Origin of the sequence: Pseudomonas sp. RC10, assembly GCF_038397775.1 — a bacterium.
GTDB classification, from domain to species: domain Bacteria; phylum Pseudomonadota; class Gammaproteobacteria; order Pseudomonadales; family Pseudomonadaceae; genus Aquipseudomonas; species Aquipseudomonas bambusae.
Genome location: NZ_CP151650.1, coordinates 6,639,309 through 6,657,947, shown reverse-complemented (window position 1 = coordinate 6,657,947; position 18,639 = coordinate 6,639,309). Strand labels below are relative to the sequence as shown.

Sequence of the window (18,639 nt, the reverse complement as noted above, 5' to 3'; positions counted from 1 at the left end):
CTGGCGTAACAGTTAGAAATCATTGGTCTTTGAGCCGCGTAAACACTAGGTTAGACGGAGTTTCCGTTCTGCCTGAGGTGCGTCATGTCGCTCGAAACGTGGTTGGCCTTTTTCGCCGCCTGTTGGGTCATCAGTCTTTCTCCGGGGGCCGGTGCCATTGCATCAATGTCCAGCGGTCTTCAATACGGATTCTGGCGCGGTTACTGGAACGCGCTCGGCCTGCAACTCGCGTTGATCGTCCAGATCGCGATTGTTGCCGCAGGCCTCGGCGCCGTGCTGGCGACGTCGGCATTGGCGTTTACGCTGATCAAATGGTTTGGTGTCGCGTACCTCGTGTACCTCGGCGTCAAACAGTGGCGCGCCCTGCCGAGCGATTTGTCTGACGACGCGGCTATTCGCCCGATCGGCAAGCCGCTGGCATTGGTCACCCGAGGCTTTCTGGTGAACATCAGCAACCCCAAGGCGCTGGTATTCATGCTCGCGATCCTGCCGCAGTTCATCGACACCCACCTGCCGTTGCTGCCGCAGTACCTGACGATTGGCTTGACGATGGTCACCGTGGATTTGATCGTGATGGCGGGCTACACCGGGCTGGCGTCGAAAGTGCTGCGCGCGCTCAAGACGCCGAAGCAACAGCGCCGGATGAACCGCACGTTTGCCGGATTGTTCGTGAGTGCGGCGGCGTTTCTCGCGACGTTGCATCGCGCGTAACGTTGGATCATGAAGGATCTGTGGGAGCGAATTCATTCGCGAGAGGTCGGAACATCCGAAAGAAATCGATTGGATGTACCGCCGCATCGCGAATGAATTCGCTCCCACAGTTGATTTGCGGAGGCCTTTACGCTCAACGCAAAATCTTCGGCGCTTCATCTCGCGGCAGATTGTTCCGAGGCGCAGGCTGCTCTTGCGAATACTCGATCTCTCCCCGGAGTTGCTCTCGCAGCTGTCGCGCTACATCCAGTCCGATGGACTTCGACACTTCCTTCACCACCCGACCCCGATTCGGCGTGACGCGTACGTCATTGCCATTCACCAGCTTGGTGTCCTGGCCTTCGCCCATCGCCGTAAACGCCGAGGTGATTTCGAAGGTGCGAGTGTTGATCAGGCTGAAGTCGCCCACCAGCGTGAGGCCCAGCACCGCAGAGTGGGCGTTGGTGTTGGCGATTTCGTTAACGTCCTGACGGAAGTCGATGTCCGACACGGTGCCGAACAGCACGTAATCAGCCCCTTTGAAGTTGCCATTCTTGATGCGCTTGATCACGTCGTACACGTCTTCCTTCGCACTGGCGGTGTAAGGCGTGCCCTGCACCAGCTGGAACATCCCGGACTTGAGAATCTCGCCCTTGATGTCGCCGCTGAATTTTCGCAGCTCGCTTTGTTCGATGTATGTGGTGCGTGCTTCGTATTCGTTGTAGCTCGACGAGCCGCTGGCACCGTAGCGATTGACCTGAACGTTGGTCTGCGCCGACACCGTGTGGATGTATTCCTCCACCTGTTGCTCGAACGCCAGGTCAGTGACCGCGATTTTCGGTGCGGCCTGGGCGCCGAACGCGCACACCAGACCCAAAATGCCGATCCATCCACGCATCATCAACGCTCCGTGGTCTTGCGGATTTCTTTCTCGTCCATCCACTCGGCCAGACCGCTTTCGACATCGATCAATTGCAGGCTGAATTTGTAGAAGACGTCTTTGTAGTCGCTGCTGCGCTTGACGATGGAGCTGATCGAGCCTTCAAGGCGGTATTTGGCCGCGACCATGTTGCCGGTTTTGCTGACCGTGGACTGTTTGTACAGGCCACTCTGGTTCTGCAGCTTCAGTTGATCGACCTGGCTCTGCATGTCGGTGTTGTCGCTGGCGAAACGCGCGGTACCGGACTTCATGAGCTGGGTCTTGATCGACGTGGTGATTTCCCGCGTGTCGATGTATTCGCTGGTCTTGTTCCTCACGTCATAGACCTGCACCACCGGGCGCCCCTGCAAAGTGCCGGACTGCGCCAGTGAGCGGGTCATGCTCTCTGCGATCATTTGCAGGTCGGTGGAGCCGAATTCGTTGGTCACGGTTTCAACAGCCTTGGTGTCGCCGTAGCTGATGTTCTTGCTGCCCAACGTGGGCGAGTTGTTGGCGCAGCCGGTGGCCAGCAGGGCGACGGCAGCGAGCAGGGAAAGGCGAATGAATGGCATGAAAGGGGTCTCTTTTGCTGAGCGAATAAGGGGCATCAAGGGGTTTTGACTTCGAGGCGGAAGTCCGTGGCCCTGGGCACGGGCGCGATGGCGGGGAGGAAACTGCTCTGCGAGCCATACAGCGTCAGGCTTTTCCAGGTCTCGGGCTCAGCGACCGGGAAGCCGTCATTGCCCAGCCAGGCGAAGCGGTAGTACATCGTCTTGTTGTAGCGGCTGGTGTTGTTCAGCGAGACGTTGACGGTCAGGAAGCCGTTTTCACGGGCGACCCGCATCGGCCCGATGTCGATGTTTTTCAGGTCACCCAAGGCGACCACCTTGCTGGCGGCGCTGCCCGGGGCGGGCGGCGGGGTGGCGCAACCGGCGAGCAACGCCAGGGCCATCAGGGCGCATATCTTGCGAAGCATGTTGTGTCTCCGTTCAAGGGGTGTTGAGGGCCACGGCTTGCGGCAGGGTCGACGGGATCACCTGCGCGGCCAGGCCGCTGGTGAACACCTGATTGCCGATGGCACGCAGAGTGACCACTTGGTAAGGGCGGTCGATGTTGAGTTGCACATGAGTACCGCCCAGCGAAGAGGGCAAAGTCACCTCGTGCGCCCCCGGTTTGAGGCGCATGCGTGCCACCAGGGTGTGGTCCGGTAAGGTGCGCCAAGTGCGGGTGTCGGCGTTTTCCGTGACGGCGGACGCAATGCCGACGGCCAGCCCTGCCAGCGGATTGACCTCGTTGAGCTTCTTCTGCGCGACGCCACGGCTGATGGCGCGCACGGTGGTGCGCAGCAAAATGCCCGGCATGTCGTCACGCAGGGCGCGGCGGGACATGGCGGTGGTGCTGTTGAGCGACGTCAGGTTGACAGGCTGACCGTCCACGCCGACCTGATTGAAGAGCGGCGTCGAGTTGTCGGCTTTGACGACTGGAAACGACAGGGTGGTGATGACCAGATTGTTGTCAATCGGCAATGGAAGCGGGATACGAATCGAGTCACGCGCAGGTGCGAGGCCGGTCTGCACCACCAGCAACACATCACTGCCGTCGGTGGCGGTGTTTTTGCTGCCAGCGGCATCGAGGTCCAGCAGGGCGTGATCCAACAGCGGTGTGTTGGGGCGCAGCTCGGCCGCCTGACGATAGCCTGGCGCTGCCAAGTCTTTTTCGCCCAGCGCTTCGTACACGAAACCGGCAAGGTAGTGACTGAACGCGCTCTGATAGCTGTTCTTCAGGTTTATGACTTCCGGCGCGTCGAGGGTGGCGACCGGATAGCCCTTGAGGTCTTTGTACTGAAACGCCATGCCTTGGCTTCGGGCGTCGTCTTCGCTCTTGAGGTACTGCTTGTCGCGCAGTTCGGCGATCACGGCTTCGCGCTCGTGGGTTCGCTTGATGTCAGTGCGGGCGCCATCGAAGTCGTTTTCGGCCAGCCGGTTCAGCGCCATTTGCGTGGTCAGCATGACTTTTTCGTAGTCGTAGCCTTCGTAGCGCCGCACTTTGTCGTTCACCAGGTAGCTGCCGAACTGCGCCAGATATTTGCCGCTGTCCAGCTTGACGGCGTCTTCCCAGGCGATGACGGTCTGGTCAGCGCGGCCCCACGCCAGCTGGCTACCCGCGAGATCGCCTTTGGAGCGCAGCAGTTCGCCTTTCTCGAAGTAGTAGAGAAGGTCCTTGTCGTCCCCGGTGTTGTGTTTTTCCAGCAATAGCAGGGCGCCATCGACGTTGCCGCTGGCAAGCTGCTGATTGGTCTGCTGCAGCTCGGTGTCATAGCTGCGAAACGCAGCGCAGCCGGTCAGTTGCGCGGCAATGATCAGCACCAGTGTGCCGAGGGCGCGAGAGCACATCGAATCTTTCCTTGAGTGAGCCAGCCGGTTTCCATGACGCTCGGCTGTGCAATTCCTTTTTTGAGACGCGGGGGCTTCCAGCGGGGCCAGTCATCAAGCGATAGCTGTGTGCCAAGAAGCGGCGGCGGGGGATTATAAGGACCGAGACGCTTTAAACAATGGCTTTTTGATGTCGCACGGGATTTTCGGACACGTCTTACACAGCCTCTATGCCGCGCTGTTTTCGAAAAAAATTGATGCGTCGCACCTTGGCCTGCAAAAAACGGCGCGAAAGATGCCGTAAAACTTGAGTGCAAGTCTCTCAACATGAACAATGACAACCCTTCGCATTCCTGTTTGAGATCCACTCATGTTTTCCCCTTCACGTTTCATGGCTGGCTTGGGTCTGGCGCTGCTGATCCTGCTCAGCGTGACCGCTCGCGCGGATTCCGTTGATGGCGCCGCGCAAGCCCTTCACCTGTTCAACTACGTCAGCGCCGACTACCCGGCGACGGTGGCGGACGGCAAGGTGATCGACGAGGCTGAGTATCGGGAGCAACTCGAATTTCTCGGCGCTGTTCAGGGTTTGATCGCGGGCTTGCCCGAGCGGCCGGAGCGTGCCGAACTCACGCAAGGCGCGAAGGCGCTGCTGTCGGCTGTCGAGCAAAAGGACGATGGCGCGCAGGTCGCGCATCAAGCACGGCAGTTGGGGGCGAAGCTGGCCGTGGCGTACGAAGTGAGCCAGGCACCGATCATCACCCCGGACGCGACACGCGGTGCGCCGCTCTACGCGCAGTATTGCTCGGTCTGTCACGGTAATGCGGGAGCGGGTGATGGTCCTGCGGCTGTCGGCATGTCGCCACCCCCTGCGAACATGCGTGATGCGTCGCGGTTTGATCGCCTGAGCCTGTATGACGTCTACAGCACGTTGGGCCTGGGCATCGAAGGCACGGACATGCCGTCGTTCGCCGACCAACTGGATGACCGTCAGCGCTGGGATGTGGCGACCTACATCGCAAGCTTCACGGCCGACCCCAAAGCCGAAGCGGTCAAGACGTTCAACCTCGCGGACCTGGCCCGCCAGACGCCGACAGAAGTGCTGGTTGTGGAGGGCCCGAAAGCCGCTGCGGCCTTCCGCGCCCAGCGTGCCCAGCCACCGCAGGTCCAGCGGGGTCCCTCGCAACTGCTCGATTACACCAGCTCGACGCTGGACAAGAGCCTGGCGGCGTACCAGGCCGGTGATCACGAGCAGGCCTATGATCTGTCGGTGGCGGCGTATCTGGAAGGCTTCGAGTTGGTCGAAAGCTCGCTGGACAACGTGGACGCCACGGTTCGCAAGGACACCGAGAAGGCGCTGATGGCCTACCGTCAGTCGTTGCAGGACGGGCTGCCCGCTGCAGAAGCGGCTGAGAAACTGGCGGCGGCGAAGGCAAAACTCAAAGTGTCTGCCGATCTGCTTGGCAGCGATGGCCTCAGTACGTCCCTGAGCTTCATCTCGGGCCTCTTGATTCTGTTGCGCGAAGGGCTGGAAGCGATTCTGGTGCTGGCGGCGATTCTGGCGTTCCTGCGCAACACCGGCCAGCAATCGGCGGTGCGCAGCGTCAACGTGGGTTGGGGTTTGGCGCTGCTGGCAGGCTTGGGAACGTGGGCGCTGGCAGCGTACGTGATCGATGTCAGCGGTTCGCAGCGAGAATTGCTGGAAGGCGCGACGGCGCTGTTCGCCAGCGTCATGGTGCTGTGGCTGGGCGTGTGGATGCACGACCGTCGTCACGCGGCGGCGTGGCAGGACTACATCAAGAGCAGCCTTGTGGGCGGTGGCGGTCGGTTCGGCTTCGCAGTGCTGGCATTCTTCTCGGTGTACCGCGAGCTGTTCGAGGTGATTCTGTTCTACGAGACGTTGTGGCTGCAGGCAGGTCCCGCCGGGCATAACGCCGTGCTGGCTGGCGGTGCCACGGCGCTGGTGCTGTTGGTGGGCCTTGCGTGGGTGATTCTGCGCGGTTCGGCGAAACTGCCGTTGGCGATGTTCTTCGGTATCAACGCTGCGCTGCTGTGCGCGTTGTCGGTGGTGTTCGCCGGGCATGGCGTCAAGGCGCTGCAAGAGGCTGGCATCTTTGGCACACGGCCCGTGCCGTTCTTCGAGTTCGATTGGTTGGGCATTCACGCCGATGCGTATTCCTTGGGCGCGCAGGCGGTTGCGTTGCTGGCGATTGCGGTGCTGTATGGTCGCAGCCGGTTATCAGAAAAGCGCCGGGTTGCGGCTGTGTGATTGACCTGTAGGAGCGTGGCTCGTCCCGCGATCGGCGACGTAGTCGTCGTGAATCCGGCAGGCGCGGTGCAACAGAAGGACTGCATATGCGGGTTTTGCGGCGGGTTCCCCGCCGTTCGCGGGACAAGCCACGCTCCTACAAAAGCAGAATGATGGAGTTTTAACATGCGCGTCTGGATCGATGCCGATGCCTGTCCGAAAGCGGCCAGGGATCAAGTGGTCAAATTCGCCCTCAAGCGCCAGTTCGAGGTTGTGCTGGTGGCGGGGCAAGCGGTGCCTCGGCCTGCGTTCGCGCTGGTCAAGCTGATCGTGGTGCCCAGCGGCCCTGATGCGGCTGACGATTACCTGGTCGAGCATGCAGCGCCGGGCGAACTGGTGATTTGCAGCGACGTGCCGCTGGCGGATCGGCTGGTGAAAAAGGGCGTTGCAGCGCTGGACCCGCGTGGCAAGGAGTTCGACGAGCAGAACATGGGTGAGCGACTGGCCGTGCGCAACCTGTTCACCGACTTGCGCGAACAGGGGCAGGCAGGAGGCGGGCAGGGGGCTTACGGGGATCGCGAGAAACAGGCGTTCGCCAATTCGCTGGACCGGATTTTGACCCGGTTAGCGCGGGAATCCCCCGCCTGATCAACGGACGACAGGTGTAGGAGTTGGCTTGCTGGCGAAAGCGATTCATCAGTCAGTGCATGAGGGTCAGTCCCACCGCTTTCGCCAGCAAGCCGGCTCCTAAAGTTATTCATCAGGCCGAAACGTCCTCACTTTCCTGCACCAACTCCAGCACCCGATCCACCAGCTTGTTGATCCCCGACGCTGCTTCGCCAATCGACTTGGCAACCATGTACGCCGGGGTGCTGACCAGCTTGCGGGCCTTGTCTTCAACGATGTCAGTGACGTCGCATTCTTCGTGCTGGCCACCCATCCTGGTGATTTTGGCGGCAGTTTCGGGGCAATTGCCAACGGTGCAGGTCACGCCCGGGCCGTAGATCTTGGCCGCCAACGCGGGCGACACACAGATCAATCCAATGGGTTTGCCCGCCATGGCGAAGGCTTCTGCCATGGCCAGCACCTCCGCTTGAACCTTGCAGCCTGAGCCTTCTGAGGCGAAGTTCGACAGGTTCTTCGCCGCGCCAAAGCCGCCCGGGATGATCAACGCATCGAACTCAGTGACGTCCGCCTCGCGGATGTCCTCAATGGCGCCCCGCACGATGCGCGCTGATTCCACCAACACATTGCGGGTTTCAGGCATTTCTTCGCCAGTGAGGTGATTGATCACGTGGTACTGAGGGATGTTTGGCGCGAAGCACTTCACCTCGGCGCCGCGTTGATCCAGACGCAGCAGGGTGAGCACGCTTTCGTGAATTTCCGCGCCGTCCTGGACGCCGCAACCGGAAAGAATGACGGCCACTTTTTTGCTCATGCCTGTGTTCCCTCTCTTGAGCGATCCGGGCTAGACCGGGTACGCCGGTGATGTCGTGTTCCCTGGCGCTTACGAGCGGCTCGCCGCGCCAACGATGTCCTCAAATGTCTACTAATTTGTCATCTGTTGCCATAGGGTTTTGCCGTGGTGACGCCTAATCTTCGAGGTTTCGTTGTCGGGTGGCGTCGATGAATTTCATTCTGTACGCAGTGCCGTTTTTCTTCGTGCTGATCGGTGTCGAGCTGGTCGCCGACCGTTGGCGCAAGGTCAACAATTACCGGGTCGCCGATGCGATCAACAGCCTCAGTACAGGCGTGTTATCGACGACGACGGGTCTGCTGACCAAAGGCGTGGGGCTGGTGACCTACGCCTTTGCGCTGGAGCATCTGGCCTTGTGGCGGCTGTCTGCCGAGAGCGTCTGGGTCTGGGGGTTCGCCTTCATCTTTTACGACTTCTGCTATTACTGGCTTCATCGGATGGGGCACGAGCGCAACATTCTCTGGGCCGCGCACTCGGTGCATCACCAGAGCGAGGACTACAACCTCTCGACCGCCTTGCGCCAGACCAGCACCGGCTTTCTGCTGAGCTGGATTTTCTATCTGCCGCTGGCCGTGGTCGGCGTGCCGCTGGTGGTGTTCGTGGCGGTGGCCTCGCTCAATCTGCTTTATCAATTCTGGGTCCACACTCGGCACATTCCCAAGCTGGGCTGGTTCGAATGGTTCTTCGTGACGCCATCCAATCATCGCGCTCACCACGCGCAGAACCGTGTCTACATGGATCGCAACTACGGCGGGGTGTTCATTGTTTGGGACCGACTGTTCGGCACCTTCCAGGAAGAGCTGGATGAGGAACCGCCGATTTTCGGGGTCACAACCCCTTTGAGAAGCTGGAACCCGCTGTGGGCGAACGTGCAGTTCTATGCTCAATTGGCAGCGGATGCACGACGGGCCGAATCGACGTGGGACAAATGGCGGATCTGGTTCATGCCGACCGGGTGGCGGCCTGCGGACGTGGCGCGGAAATATCCGATCAGCAAGCCGGACCTTGTGCAATTCCGCAAATTCGAGGTGCCGTTGAGCCTGACGCAGCAGCTGTACATTGGCGCACAATTTTCGCTGTACACGCTGCTGGGGAGTTATCTGCTGTCGAACGGCGACGTGTTGCCGTGGGCTGCGCTGATCGTCGGCTGGTCATGGGTGGCGTTGGGGCTGTTCGTGTTTGGCGCGGCACTGGAAAACCGGCCGGCGGCGTTGAAGCTGGAAGGGGTGAGGCTGGTGGCGAACCTGCCGTTAATGGCGGTGGCTCCGGCAGTAGGCCTGTGGCCCGCGAGTGCGTTGGGCTGGACAGTGTTGCTGACTTACACGCTGCTGAGCGCAATCGCTGTGTATTGCGCTCGGGGTCGATTCACTCGTCTGGCCGGTCCTTGACCTCGACGGGGGCCGCGGCTGAAACCGCCAGTTTGGCCTCGCGCGCAATACGGGCGTTTTTGATACGACGTCTGATCCAAAGCAGGCCACCAATCACCAGCAGTGCACCCAAGACCCACAGCTCGTATTTCTTGACGTTGCCCAGCAAACCTTCAAGCACCGCGCCGAATTTGTAGGCCGCAGCGCCCAGCGCCGCCGCCCAGACCGCAGCACCGATGCCGTTGAGCAGCAAATAACGCCCCGGCGGATACCCGGAAAGGCCGATGGCCACCGGCATCACCGTGCGCAAACCGTAGACAAATCGGAAGCTCAGCACCCAGATGTCGGGGTGCCGACGAATATGTTCCAGCGCGCGATCGCCCAGCAGTTGCCAGCGCGGCTTGCGTGCCAAAAGCTTGCGGCCATGCTTGCGCCCCATGAAATACCAGAGCTGATCGCCTGCGTAGCTGCCGAAGAAGGCAACCACCACGACCAGATTGATGTCCATGTACCCACGAAACGCAAGAAATCCAGCGAGGACCAAAATGGTCTCACCTTCAAAAAAGGTTCCAAGGAAGAGGGCGAAGTAGCCAAATTCTTGTAAAAAATGCTGGAGCATCATATGGGTGCTGGCGAAATGAACGCGCAGCCTAACGCGCCGGACACATTCAGGAAAGTGTCGAAATGTGTCACTACGTTAAAGTTTCTTACGACTTGGGCAGAATTGTCGTCTAGGAAGCGTGTTTTGGTCCTACACGGTATGGTGGACATGTAGCTGTCATGTGTCAGTCACAATGCTGGCTTATAACTGTCACGTTTGCCCGCGCGCTCGGGCCCGCAGGTGCCCGGTGTGACCGGTCTGCGCCGCTGATCGTCCCTTTTGTCGTGAAGGGACCGACAGATCGATCTCTTCGGCCGTTCTACCGGCCCAACTGTTACAGGGCAACAGCCTTACAGGATTATTCATGAGTACCGAAGGAAGCACCGAAGCCTCAATTGAACTTGAACCCGAAATCTCTTCTACGGAAGTCACCGCCGTGGTCGAACCGACTATCGAGGTGCTGCCCGCCGTCGAGCTGCAGCAGCCTGCCAGCCCGGCGATCGTGATCCCGAACCTGGATGACAGCAGCCTTTATATTCACCGCGAGCTGTCGCAGCTGCAGTTCAATATTCGCGTACTTGAGCAGGCGCTGGACGAATCCTACCCGCTGCTCGAACGCCTCAAGTTTCTGCTGATCTTCTCCAGCAACCTGGACGAATTTTTCGAAATCCGCGTCGCGGGCCTCAAGAAACAAATCACCTTCGCCCGTGAGCAGGCCGGTGCCGACGGCTTGCAGCCTCATCAGGCGCTGGCGCGCATCAGCGAGCTGGTGCACGGCCACGTGGACCGCCAGTACGCCATCCTCAACGACATCCTGTTGCCCGAGCTTGAAAAGCATCAGGTGCGCTTCATCCGTCGTCGTTACTGGACCACCAAGCTGAAGACGTGGGTCCGTCGTTATTTCCGCGACGAAATCGCACCGATCATCACACCGATCGGCCTCGATCCGACGCACCCGTTCCCGTTGCTGGTCAACAAATCCCTGAACTTCATCGTCGAGCTGGAAGGCATCGACGCTTTCGGTCGCGATTCGGGCCTGGCGATCATTCCGGCCCCCCGCCTCTTGCCGCGCATCATCAAGGTGCCGGAAGACGTCGGCGGCCCGGGCGACAACTACGTTTTCCTGTCGTCGATGATCCACGCCCACGCCGATGACCTGTTCCAGGGCATGAAGGTCAAGGGCTGCTACCAGTTCCGCCTGACCCGTAACGCCGACCTGGCGCTGGATTCCGAGGACGTAGAAGACTTGGCCCGCGCCCTGCGTGGCGAGCTGTTCTCCCGTCGCTACGGCGATGCGGTGCGTCTGGAAGTGGCCGACACCTGCCCGAAACACCTGTCCGACTACCTGCTCAAGCAGTTCAACCTGAGCGAGACCGAGCTGTATCAGGTCAACGGTCCAGTGAACCTGACGCGTCTGTTCAGCATCACCGGCCTGGACAGCCATCCGGAGCTGCAATACCTGCCGTTCACCCCGGCCATTCCGAAGCTTTTGCAGAACAGCGAAAACATCTTCAACGTGATCAGCAAGCAGGACATTCTGCTGTTGCACCCATTCGAATCCTTCACGCCGGTGGTGGATTTGCTGCGTCAGGCGGCCAAAGACCCTCACGTTCTGGCCGTGCGCCAGACGCTGTATCGCAGTGGCGCCAACTCGGAAATCGTTGATGCGCTGGTGGATGCCGCGCGTAACGGCAAGGAAGTCACGGCAGTCATCGAGCTGCGCGCGCGGTTCGACGAAGAGTCCAACCTGCAACTCGCCAGCCGCTTGCAGGCGGCCGGTGCGGTGGTGATTTACGGTGTGGTCGGCTTCAAGACCCACGCCAAGATGATGTTGATTCTGCGTCGCGAAGCGGGCGAGATCGTGCGTTACGCCCACCTCGGGACCGGTAACTACCACGCGGGCAACGCTCGTCTGTACACCGACTACAGCCTGCTGACCTCCGACGACGCGCTGTGCGAAGACGTCGGCAAACTGTTCAGCCAGCTGATCGGCATGGGCAAGACGCTGCGCATGAAGAAGTTGCTCCACGCGCCGTTCACGCTCAAGAAGGGCATGCTCGACATGATTGCCCGCGAGACGCAGTTCGCGACCGACGGCAAACCTGCCCACATCATCGCCAAGTTCAACTCGCTGACTGATCCGAAGATCATCCGCGCGCTGTACAAAGCCAGCCAGATGGGCGTGAAGATCGATCTCGTGGTGCGGGGCATGTGCTGCCTGCGTCCGGGGGTTCCGGGCGTGTCGCACAACATTCAGGTGCGCTCGATCGTGGGTCGCTTCCTGGAGCACACCCGCGTGTTCTACTTCCTGAATGGCGGCGACGAGCAGATGTTCCTGTCCAGCGCCGACTGGATGGAACGCAACCTCGACAAGCGCGTCGAGACCTGCTTCCCGGTGGAAGGCAAGAAGCTGATTCTGCGCGTGAAGAAGGAGTTGGAGGGGTATCTGACCGACAACACCCACGCGTGGCTGTTGCAGCCGGACGGGCGCTACCTTCGCAGCACGCCAACCGGCAACCAGAACGCCCGCAATGTGCAGGCGTCGCTTCTGGAGAAGTTGAGCAACCCGGTCCTTAGCGTACGCTGAGGTTGATGTTGACTCGGGTCAGCCACTCCGCTTCCAGCGCGAAGTCGGCCTGAGTCAGCTGGTTGTTTTCCAGCCAGCCATCCGGGAACAGGATGTCGAGGTCGTTGCCATTGGCGGTCAGCACAGGTTGCGGCATCTCTTGGGTGCCGCGAATGTGGTGGAACAGGATCGCGAAGCGCAGCAGCACGCACAGACGAATCAGCTTCACGCCTTCATCGCCAAATTCGGCGAACTTGTCCTTTGGAATGTTCCGACGATGGCCGCGCACCAGCAGCGCGAGCATCTGTTGGTCTTCCCGCGAGAAACCCGCCAGATCCGAGTGCTCGATCAAGTACGCGCCGTGCTTGTGGTAGTGATAGTGGGCGATGTCCAGCCCCACTTCATGCACCTTGGCGGCCCAACTGAGCAGCTCGCGATACAGATCGTCTTCGAGCTCCCACGCCGTGGCGACCTGCTCCAGCGCTGACAGCGCCTTGCGCTCGACCCGTGCGGCCTGTTCCAGATCGACGTGATAACGGTCCATCAGCGAGCTGAGGGTGCGTTCGCGCACGTCTTCGTGGTGATGGCGGCCCAGCAGGTCATACAGCACGCCTTCGCGCAGCGCGCCTTCGCAGTGGTCCATGCGTTTCAGTTCAAGGGCGTCGAAGATCGCTTCGAGAATTGCCAGACCGGCCGGGAAAATGGCGCGACGATCGGGCTTGAGGCCGTCGAAGTCGATCTTGTCCACTTCGCCGAGCTTCATCAGTTTGCGTTTGAGCCAGGCGAGGCCTTCGGCGTTGACTTCACCGGTGCCGTGGCCGCCGGCTTTGAGGGCCAGGCCGATCGCGCGAATGGTGCCGGACGAGCCGATCGCTTCATCCCACGTCAGACGATGCAGGGCGTGCTCGATGCTCATGATCTCCAGCCGCGCCGCCGTGTAGGCCTGGGCGTAACGCGCCGGGGTGATCTTGCCGTCTTTGAAATAGCGCTGGGTAAAGCTCACGCAACCCATTTGCAGGCTTTCGCGCAGCAACGGTTCGAAGCGCTGGCCGATGATGAATTCGGTACTGCCGCCACCGATGTCCGCCACCAGGCGTTTGCCCGGTGTGTCGGCGAGGGTGTGGGACACGCCGAGGTAGATCAGGCGCGCCTCTTCACGGCCGGAAATGACCTCGACAGGGTGGCCAAGGATTTCTTCGGCGCGGTGGATGAATTCGTTGCGATTGCGCGCTTCGCGCAGGGCGTTGGTGCCGACGATCCGCACGGCGCCCGGTGGCATGCCGTTGATCAGTTGGGCAAAACGCTTGAGGCAATCGAGCCCCCGCTGCATGGATTCTTCGTTGAGCTTGCGCTCGTCGTCGATCCCGGCGGCCAACTGCACTTTCTCGCCGAGCCGCTCAAGAATGCGGATTTCACCCTGATTCGCTTTGGCGACCACCATGTGGAAGCTGTTGGAGCCCAAGTCGATCGCGGCGATCAGCGAGAGGTTTTTGGCTGTGGATGGCGACATGGTCAAAAGGTCTCGGTCGTTAACCCCGACATCGTGCCACGAACCATCACTGCCGCCAAACGCGCATTTAAGCGTTGGGCGTGACGTGATCGTTCCCACGCTCCACGCGGGAACGATCATTACGTTGCACCGCCATAACTGTAGGAGTGAGCTTGCTCGCGATAGCGGTGATCAGCCACCACAGCTTTGTCTGATCCCCCGCTATCGCGAGCAAGCTCACTCCTACAGATGCGCGTTTACAGGTCGATGGCAAGCGACCTGTTCAAGCGTGTTCCACCGACCCAATGAAATTCGCCAGTTCCGGTGTTTTTGGGTTGGCCATCAGCTCTCTTGGATCGCCCACTTCATGCACCTTGCCCTGATGCATGAACACCAGCTTGTCGCCCACTTCCCGAGCGAAGCGCATTTCGTGGGTCACCATGATCAGCGTCATGCCGTCTTTCGCCAGCTCGCGCACGACGCTGAGCACCTCATTCACCAGCTCCGGGTCCAGCGCCGAGGTGATTTCATCGCACAGCAGCACTTTCGGCGACATCGCCAAGGCCCGCGCAATTGCCACGCGCTGCTGCTGGCCTCCCGACAAACGATCAGGGAACGCGTCGAATTTTTCCCCAAGTCCGACGCGATGGAGCATTTCCTTGGCGAGCTTCGTCGCTTCGGCCTTGGAGACCTTTTTCACCACCTGCGGCGCAAGCATCACGTTTTCGCCGACGGTCAGGTGCGGGAACAGGTTGAACTGCTGAAACACCATGCCGACTTTCTGCCGTAGGCTGCGCAGATCAGCCCGCGCTGCGTCGAGGTATTCGCCATCGACCTCGATCACGCCGTCGTTGATCGATTCCAGCCCGTTCAGCGTGCGCAGCAATGTGCTTTTGCCCGAGCCGCTGCGGCCGATGATCGCCACGACCTGGCCTTCCTCGACGCTGAGGTCGATGCCTTTGAGCACATGGTGATCGCCGTAGTATTTGTGCAGGGCGGAAATTCTAAGCAGAGGCATGAAGTCTCCTTTCCAAATAACGGGCGCTGAGCGACAGCGGATAACACAGCAGGAAGTAGCCCAGGGCGACAAAGCCGTAGACCATGAAAGGCTGGAACGTGGCGTTGGCGAGCATCCCGCCGGTCTTGGTCAGCTCAGTGAAACCGATGATCGATGTCACGGCCGTGCCTTTGACGACTTGCACCGAAAAGCCCACGGTCGGGGCCACGGCGATGCGCAACGCCTGGGGCAGAATCACGTAGCGCAGTTGCTCGAAGGGGGTAAGGGCCAGGCTTGCCGACGCCTCCCATTGACCGTTGGAAATCGATTCCACGCAGCCCCGCCAGATTTCAGCCAGGTACGCGCTCGTAAACAGTGTCAACGCGAGGGCGGCCGCGACCCAAGGCGAGATGTCCACACCCATCAGCGCGACACCGAAAAACACCAGAAACAGCTGCATGAGCAGCGGCGTGCCCTGAAACAGCTCGATGTAGCACCGCGCGAGCCGGCGCCAGAAACTCCTTTCAGAGATGCGCATCGTCATCACCAGCAAGCCGATCACGCCGCCGCCGATGAACGCCACCAGCGACAGCGCCAGCGTCCATTGCAGGCCTGTGAGCAGGTTGCGCACGATGTCCCATAGCGTGAAATCCATCAGCGGCTCCTCGCGATATAGCGACGTCCGATCCACGCCAGCAACTGACGAATCATCAGCGCCATGAACAGGTAGATCAGCGTGGTAATGATGTACGTCTCGAACGCACGGAAGTTGCGCGACTGAATGAAGTTGGCGGCGAAGCTCAGTTCTTCGGTCGCGATCTGCGAGCAGACCGCCGAGCCGAGCATGACGATGATGATCTGGCTGCTGAGCGCGGGCCAAACCTTGCCCAGGGCCGGAATCAACACCACATGGCGAAACGTCTCGAAGCGCGTCATCGCCAGTGCGGCCGAGGCTTCCAGCTGCCCGCGAGGAATCGCCTGAATGCCTGCGCGAATGATTTCGGTCGAGTACGCGCCGAGGTTGATCACCATCGCCAGCACCGCTGCCTGCCATTCGGAAATCTGCACCCCCAGCGACGGCAGCCCGAAGAAGATGAAGAACAGCTGCACCAGAAACGGCGTGTTGCGTATCAGCTCGACATAGACCCCGAACAGGGCCGAGAACGGCTGGATCTTCCAGGCCCTGACGATGGCGCCGACAATACCGACGCTGACGCCCAGCAGAGTGCCGATGGCCGTCAGCTCAAGGGTGAACAAGGCCCCACGCAGCAGCAGGTCAGCGTTTTGCAGGACCGGAATGAAGTCGAACTTATAGGCCATCTGAAAACCTCAACCAGACGCAGTGACTAAAGCGGGGCGATCAGAGATCGGCGGGCAGCGGCTGTTTCAGCCAGGTCTGCGAGTTCTTCTCCAGCGCGCCGTCTTGTTTCGCCGCTTCCAGAATCTCGTTGACCTTGGCCAACAGCTCCGGCTGGCCCTTGTTCACGCCGACGTAGACCGGCGAATCCTTGAGCTTCACTTTCAGCGACGGGATGCGTTTCGGGTTCTTTTCGCTGATCGCGACCATCACCACGTTGCCGCTGGCAATCAGGTCGGTCTGGTTGGCGAGGTAGGCGGCGATGGTCGAGTTGTTGTCTTCGAAACGCTTGATGGTGGCTTCTTTCGGTGCCACGGCAGTCAGCTCGATGTCTTCGATGGCGCCACGGGTCACGCTGATGGTTTTGCCTTTGAGGTCGTCCACGCCGCTGATGGCAGCGTCAGGTGGACCGAACACGGCGAGGTAGAACGGCGCATAGGCACGGGAGAAGTCGATGACTTTCTCGCGATCCGGGTTTTTGCCCAGGCTGGAGATCACCAGATCGACCTTGCCGGTGGTGAGGAACGGGATGCGGTTGGTGCTGTTCACCGGGGTGAGTTCCAGCTTCACCTTGAGCCGGTCGGCGATCAATTGCGCGGTGTCGATGTCCAGGCCGCGTGGTTTCAGGTCCGGGCCTACCGAACCGAAGGGCGGGAAGTCTTGCGGTACGGCGACTTTCAGCGTGCCGCGCGCGGTCACATCATCCAGCCCGTTGGCGTGGGCAGGGGCCTGGCCGAGCAGGAAGCTGGCAAACAAGGCGGCAAGCAGAGCGCTGTAACGCTGGGTCATGGGACGTCTCCGAATCGAACAAGGGTGAAGGCAATGCATGGGTGATGCTCAGGGGCCAGTGCACAGCCCATGCCATCGCTGCGTTTGCGACCGTGGAATGAGGGCTGGCGCCCAGATCCGGTCTAACTGGTCTGAACAGTTGGGCGCCGGTTCGCCCCGCTTTGGCGCGCCTGAAAGCCTCGCCGCCCTTCACTTGGGCGTCACTTGCCGAATCAGCGGGATGACTATAAAAGAAGGTTTTCCACGGTCATTGCGCCTGAAAACCCATGCACACGAGCCCGATCGCAGTACCCGAAGCCGCCTTCCAGGCGATCCGCAAATTGATCGCCGAGCAAGGCTATGGCCCTGGCGACAGCCTGCCCTCGCAGCGGGATCTCGCGGTTCGTCTGGGGGTCAGTCGCGCTTCGTTGCGCGAGGCGTTGTCGTCGTTGAGCGCGTTAGGCGTGGTCAGCGTGCAGCCAGGCAAGGGGGTTTTCGTTCAAGCGATTTCTGAACCACAACAGCGCACGAGTGGTTTCTCCTGGCCTTTTGCGGCCCATGCTTCGCCGTCGGAGACGTTTCAGCTGCGTTACGCGCTCGAAGGTTTTGCGGCAGGGCTGGCAGCTGTGACGCTGACGGCAGATGAGCGCGATGTCCTGGAGGACAACGTCGAAGCCATGCGTCTCGAACTCAAAGCCGGTGATTTCGACGGCGCCGCCAAACTGGACTTCGATTTCCACCGACGGATTCTTGTGGCGAGCGGCAATCAGGCGATTCTTGGGATCATTACGGCCAGCGCCGACATTTTTCTGGAGAGCCAGAAGCTACCGTTCATTCGGGCGGGCAGGGCGATGGAAACCTGGCAGGAACACCGCAAGATTCTCCGCGCCCTCGCTCGCAACGCGTCCGGCCCCGCCCAAAAGGCGATGCAGGAACATATAAGAGGCGCTGCGTTGCGTACGGGGATTGTGTTCGTGGCGCCTTCGGCCTGATTTTTGTCCCAAACGGGGCGCTTGTCTTGAATTTGAACGCATGACCTGTAGGAGCGAATTCATTCGCGATGCGGTGGCACAACCGATGGAGATGCGTCGGATGCGCTGGCCAATCGCGAATGAATTCGCTCCCACAGGGATCGTGCCCCAAGTGCCAACGGGGCCGGCTCCTACCTGATTGGGGTCACTTCAATAAAGCTAGTCATCTAAACCCATAGCAAGAGACAATCGCCTCTACCTTCCTGTCACGACCCGACACAGTTATGATGGTCCACGTTTTTTTGCCTATGACCTCGGAGAAATCTCATGAGTAGCGACCTTATCAAACACGTCAGCGACGCGAGCTTCGAAGCCGATGTCCTGAAGGCACAAGGCCCTGTGCTGGTAGATTACTGGGCTGAGTGGTGCGGCCCTTGCAAAATGATCGCCCCGGTTCTGGACGATATCGCTGGCACCTACGAAGGCAAACTGACCATTGCCAAGCTGAACATCGACGAAAATCAGGAAACCCCGGCCAAGCACGGCGTTCGTGGTATTCCGACCCTGATGCTGTTCAAGGACGGCGAAGTCGCTGCCACCAAGGTTGGCGCTCTGTCCAAGTCGCAGTTGCAAGCGTTCCTCGACGCCAACATCTGATGGCGCAAAGGCCCCGCAAATTGCGGGGCTTTTTTCTGGCGTTGTACTAGACGCTTCGAAAATCAAGTGGTACATTCGGCCCCGCAACGGCTTCTCCGTTGCCCCCTGCTAGCCGTCGCCGACGCTCTCCTTTCGATTTGTACGCGATCCTGTCGCCTTCTCT

Annotated in this window: 18 protein-coding genes; 7 read left to right on the top strand and 11 right to left on the bottom strand. The window is 60.3% G+C overall.

The genetic code is table 11. The features are described from left to right. Positions 1–84: 84 nt before the first annotated feature. Positions 85–711: a LysE family transporter gene (locus AAEO81_RS29880; RefSeq protein ID WP_341960762.1), complete on the top strand. Its 627-nt coding sequence runs from the start codon at positions 85–87 to the stop codon at positions 709–711. 133 nt (positions 712–844) lie between these two features. On the opposite strand, the gene AAEO81_RS29875 is transcribed toward AAEO81_RS29880, so the two are convergent. Genes AAEO81_RS29875 through AAEO81_RS29860 form a run of 4 tightly spaced genes read right to left on the bottom strand, consistent with a single transcriptional unit; the run spans position 845 to position 4,002 of the window. Further along, the gene (locus tag AAEO81_RS29875; protein ID WP_341964653.1) at positions 845–1,588 is read right to left on the bottom strand and encodes a penicillin-binding protein activator LpoB; all 744 of its coding nucleotides are present in this window, start codon (positions 1,586–1,588) and stop codon (positions 845–847) included. 2 nt (positions 1,589–1,590) lie between these two features. Next, on the bottom strand, positions 1,591–2,181 hold the full coding sequence (lpoB, locus tag AAEO81_RS29870; protein WP_341960760.1) for a penicillin-binding protein activator LpoB: 591 nt from the start codon (positions 2,179–2,181) through the stop codon (positions 1,591–1,593). A 35-nt stretch (positions 2,182–2,216) separates the two neighbouring features. Beyond that, positions 2,217–2,585, bottom strand: a complete 369-nt coding sequence (locus tag AAEO81_RS29865) for a YcfL family protein (RefSeq protein ID WP_341960758.1) — start codon at positions 2,583–2,585, stop codon at positions 2,217–2,219. A gap of 13 nt (positions 2,586–2,598) precedes the next feature. Continuing rightward, positions 2,599–4,002: a hypothetical protein gene (locus AAEO81_RS29860; RefSeq protein ID WP_341960757.1), complete on the bottom strand. Its 1,404-nt coding sequence runs from the start codon at positions 4,000–4,002 to the stop codon at positions 2,599–2,601. Positions 4,003–4,351: 349 nt separating this feature from the next. On the opposite strand from AAEO81_RS29860, the gene AAEO81_RS29855 reads away from it, so the two are divergent. Further along, a complete protein-coding gene (locus AAEO81_RS29855) occupies positions 4,352–6,247 on the top strand; it encodes an FTR1 family protein (protein ID WP_341960756.1) in 1,896 nt (631 codons plus the stop codon). A gap of 165 nt (positions 6,248–6,412) precedes the next feature. After that, positions 6,413–6,874: a YaiI/YqxD family protein gene (locus tag AAEO81_RS29850; RefSeq protein WP_341960755.1), complete on the top strand. Its 462-nt coding sequence runs from the start codon at positions 6,413–6,415 to the stop codon at positions 6,872–6,874. Between the two features lie 112 nt (positions 6,875–6,986). On the opposite strand, the gene elbB is transcribed toward AAEO81_RS29850, so the two are convergent. Continuing rightward, positions 6,987–7,664, bottom strand: a complete 678-nt coding sequence (gene elbB, locus AAEO81_RS29845) for an isoprenoid biosynthesis glyoxalase ElbB (RefSeq protein WP_341960753.1) — start codon at positions 7,662–7,664, stop codon at positions 6,987–6,989. A 188-nt stretch (positions 7,665–7,852) separates the two neighbouring features. On the opposite strand from elbB, the gene AAEO81_RS29840 reads away from it, so the two are divergent. Beyond that, on the top strand, positions 7,853–9,091 hold the full coding sequence (locus tag AAEO81_RS29840) for a sterol desaturase family protein (RefSeq protein ID WP_341960751.1): 1,239 nt from the start codon (positions 7,853–7,855) through the stop codon (positions 9,089–9,091). On the opposite strand, the gene AAEO81_RS29835 is transcribed toward AAEO81_RS29840, so the two are convergent. After that, complete coding sequence (locus AAEO81_RS29835; RefSeq protein ID WP_341960750.1) at positions 9,069–9,692, bottom strand: DedA family protein; 624 nt, start codon at positions 9,690–9,692, stop codon at positions 9,069–9,071. The genes AAEO81_RS29840 and AAEO81_RS29835 overlap by 23 nt on opposite strands. Before the next feature lie 343 nt (positions 9,693–10,035). On the opposite strand from AAEO81_RS29835, the gene ppk1 reads away from it, so the two are divergent. After that, on the top strand, positions 10,036–12,258 hold the full coding sequence (ppk1, locus tag AAEO81_RS29830; RefSeq protein ID WP_341960749.1) for a polyphosphate kinase 1: 2,223 nt from the start codon (positions 10,036–10,038) through the stop codon (positions 12,256–12,258). Here ppk1 and ppx read toward each other — a convergent pair. The 5 genes from ppx to AAEO81_RS29805 form a co-directional block, all read right to left on the bottom strand. Beyond that, positions 12,245–13,747 (bottom strand): exopolyphosphatase, encoded by a 1,503-nt coding sequence (ppx, locus tag AAEO81_RS29825; protein ID WP_166594120.1) that lies wholly within the window; start codon positions 13,745–13,747, stop codon positions 12,245–12,247. The two genes, ppk1 and ppx, sit on opposite strands and share 14 nt — an antisense overlap. Before the next feature lie 262 nt (positions 13,748–14,009). Next, a complete protein-coding gene (locus AAEO81_RS29820) occupies positions 14,010–14,744 on the bottom strand; it encodes an amino acid ABC transporter ATP-binding protein (protein ID WP_341960748.1) in 735 nt (244 codons plus the stop codon). Further along, positions 14,731–15,381, bottom strand: coding sequence for an amino acid ABC transporter permease (locus AAEO81_RS29815; protein WP_341964652.1), 651 nt, complete (start codon positions 15,379–15,381; stop codon positions 14,731–14,733). The genes AAEO81_RS29820 and AAEO81_RS29815 overlap by 14 nt, the downstream gene beginning before the upstream one ends. Continuing rightward, complete coding sequence (locus AAEO81_RS29810) at positions 15,378–16,043, bottom strand: amino acid ABC transporter permease (protein ID WP_341960747.1); 666 nt, start codon at positions 16,041–16,043, stop codon at positions 15,378–15,380. Before AAEO81_RS29810 ends, AAEO81_RS29815 begins: the two co-directional genes overlap by 4 nt. Before the next feature lie 40 nt (positions 16,044–16,083). Next, complete coding sequence (locus AAEO81_RS29805) at positions 16,084–16,869, bottom strand: transporter substrate-binding domain-containing protein (RefSeq protein ID WP_166594124.1); 786 nt, start codon at positions 16,867–16,869, stop codon at positions 16,084–16,086. A gap of 266 nt (positions 16,870–17,135) precedes the next feature. On the opposite strand from AAEO81_RS29805, the gene AAEO81_RS29800 reads away from it, so the two are divergent. Continuing rightward, on the top strand, positions 17,136–17,840 hold the full coding sequence (locus tag AAEO81_RS29800; RefSeq protein ID WP_166594125.1) for a FadR/GntR family transcriptional regulator: 705 nt from the start codon (positions 17,136–17,138) through the stop codon (positions 17,838–17,840). Between the two features lie 306 nt (positions 17,841–18,146). Further along, the gene (gene trxA, locus AAEO81_RS29795) at positions 18,147–18,476 is read left to right on the top strand and encodes a thioredoxin TrxA (RefSeq protein ID WP_166594126.1); all 330 of its coding nucleotides are present in this window, start codon (positions 18,147–18,149) and stop codon (positions 18,474–18,476) included. Positions 18,477–18,639 lie beyond the last annotated feature (163 nt).

Excerpts from the sequence above, each read along its gene's own strand:
- AAEO81_RS29880 (WP_341960762.1), top strand. The coding sequence starts at position 85 with ATGTCGCTCGAAACGTGGTTGGCCTTTTTCGCCGCCTGTTGGGTCATC.
- AAEO81_RS29875 (WP_341964653.1), bottom strand. The coding sequence starts at position 1,588 with ATGCGTGGATGGATCGGCATTTTGGGTCTGGTGTGCGCGTTCGGCGCC.
- lpoB (WP_341960760.1), bottom strand. The coding sequence starts at position 2,181 with ATGCCATTCATTCGCCTTTCCCTGCTCGCTGCCGTCGCCCTGCTGGCC.
- AAEO81_RS29865 (WP_341960758.1), bottom strand. The coding sequence starts at position 2,585 with ATGCTTCGCAAGATATGCGCCCTGATGGCCCTGGCGTTGCTCGCCGGT.
- AAEO81_RS29860 (WP_341960757.1), bottom strand. The coding sequence starts at position 4,002 with ATGTGCTCTCGCGCCCTCGGCACACTGGTGCTGATCATTGCCGCGCAA.
- AAEO81_RS29855 (WP_341960756.1), top strand. The coding sequence starts at position 4,352 with ATGTTTTCCCCTTCACGTTTCATGGCTGGCTTGGGTCTGGCGCTGCTG.
- AAEO81_RS29850 (WP_341960755.1), top strand. The coding sequence starts at position 6,413 with ATGCGCGTCTGGATCGATGCCGATGCCTGTCCGAAAGCGGCCAGGGAT.
- elbB (WP_341960753.1), bottom strand. The coding sequence starts at position 7,664 with ATGAGCAAAAAAGTGGCCGTCATTCTTTCCGGTTGCGGCGTCCAGGAC.
- AAEO81_RS29840 (WP_341960751.1), top strand. The coding sequence starts at position 7,853 with ATGAATTTCATTCTGTACGCAGTGCCGTTTTTCTTCGTGCTGATCGGT.
- AAEO81_RS29835 (WP_341960750.1), bottom strand. The coding sequence starts at position 9,692 with ATGATGCTCCAGCATTTTTTACAAGAATTTGGCTACTTCGCCCTCTTC.
- ppk1 (WP_341960749.1), top strand. The coding sequence starts at position 10,036 with ATGAGTACCGAAGGAAGCACCGAAGCCTCAATTGAACTTGAACCCGAA.
- ppx (WP_166594120.1), bottom strand. The coding sequence starts at position 13,747 with ATGTCGCCATCCACAGCCAAAAACCTCTCGCTGATCGCCGCGATCGAC.
- AAEO81_RS29820 (WP_341960748.1), bottom strand. The coding sequence starts at position 14,744 with ATGCCTCTGCTTAGAATTTCCGCCCTGCACAAATACTACGGCGATCAC.
- AAEO81_RS29810 (WP_341960747.1), bottom strand. The coding sequence starts at position 16,043 with ATGGCCTATAAGTTCGACTTCATTCCGGTCCTGCAAAACGCTGACCTG.
- AAEO81_RS29805 (WP_166594124.1), bottom strand. The coding sequence starts at position 16,869 with ATGACCCAGCGTTACAGCGCTCTGCTTGCCGCCTTGTTTGCCAGCTTC.
- AAEO81_RS29800 (WP_166594125.1), top strand. The coding sequence starts at position 17,136 with ATGCACACGAGCCCGATCGCAGTACCCGAAGCCGCCTTCCAGGCGATC.
- trxA (WP_166594126.1), top strand. The coding sequence starts at position 18,147 with ATGAGTAGCGACCTTATCAAACACGTCAGCGACGCGAGCTTCGAAGCC.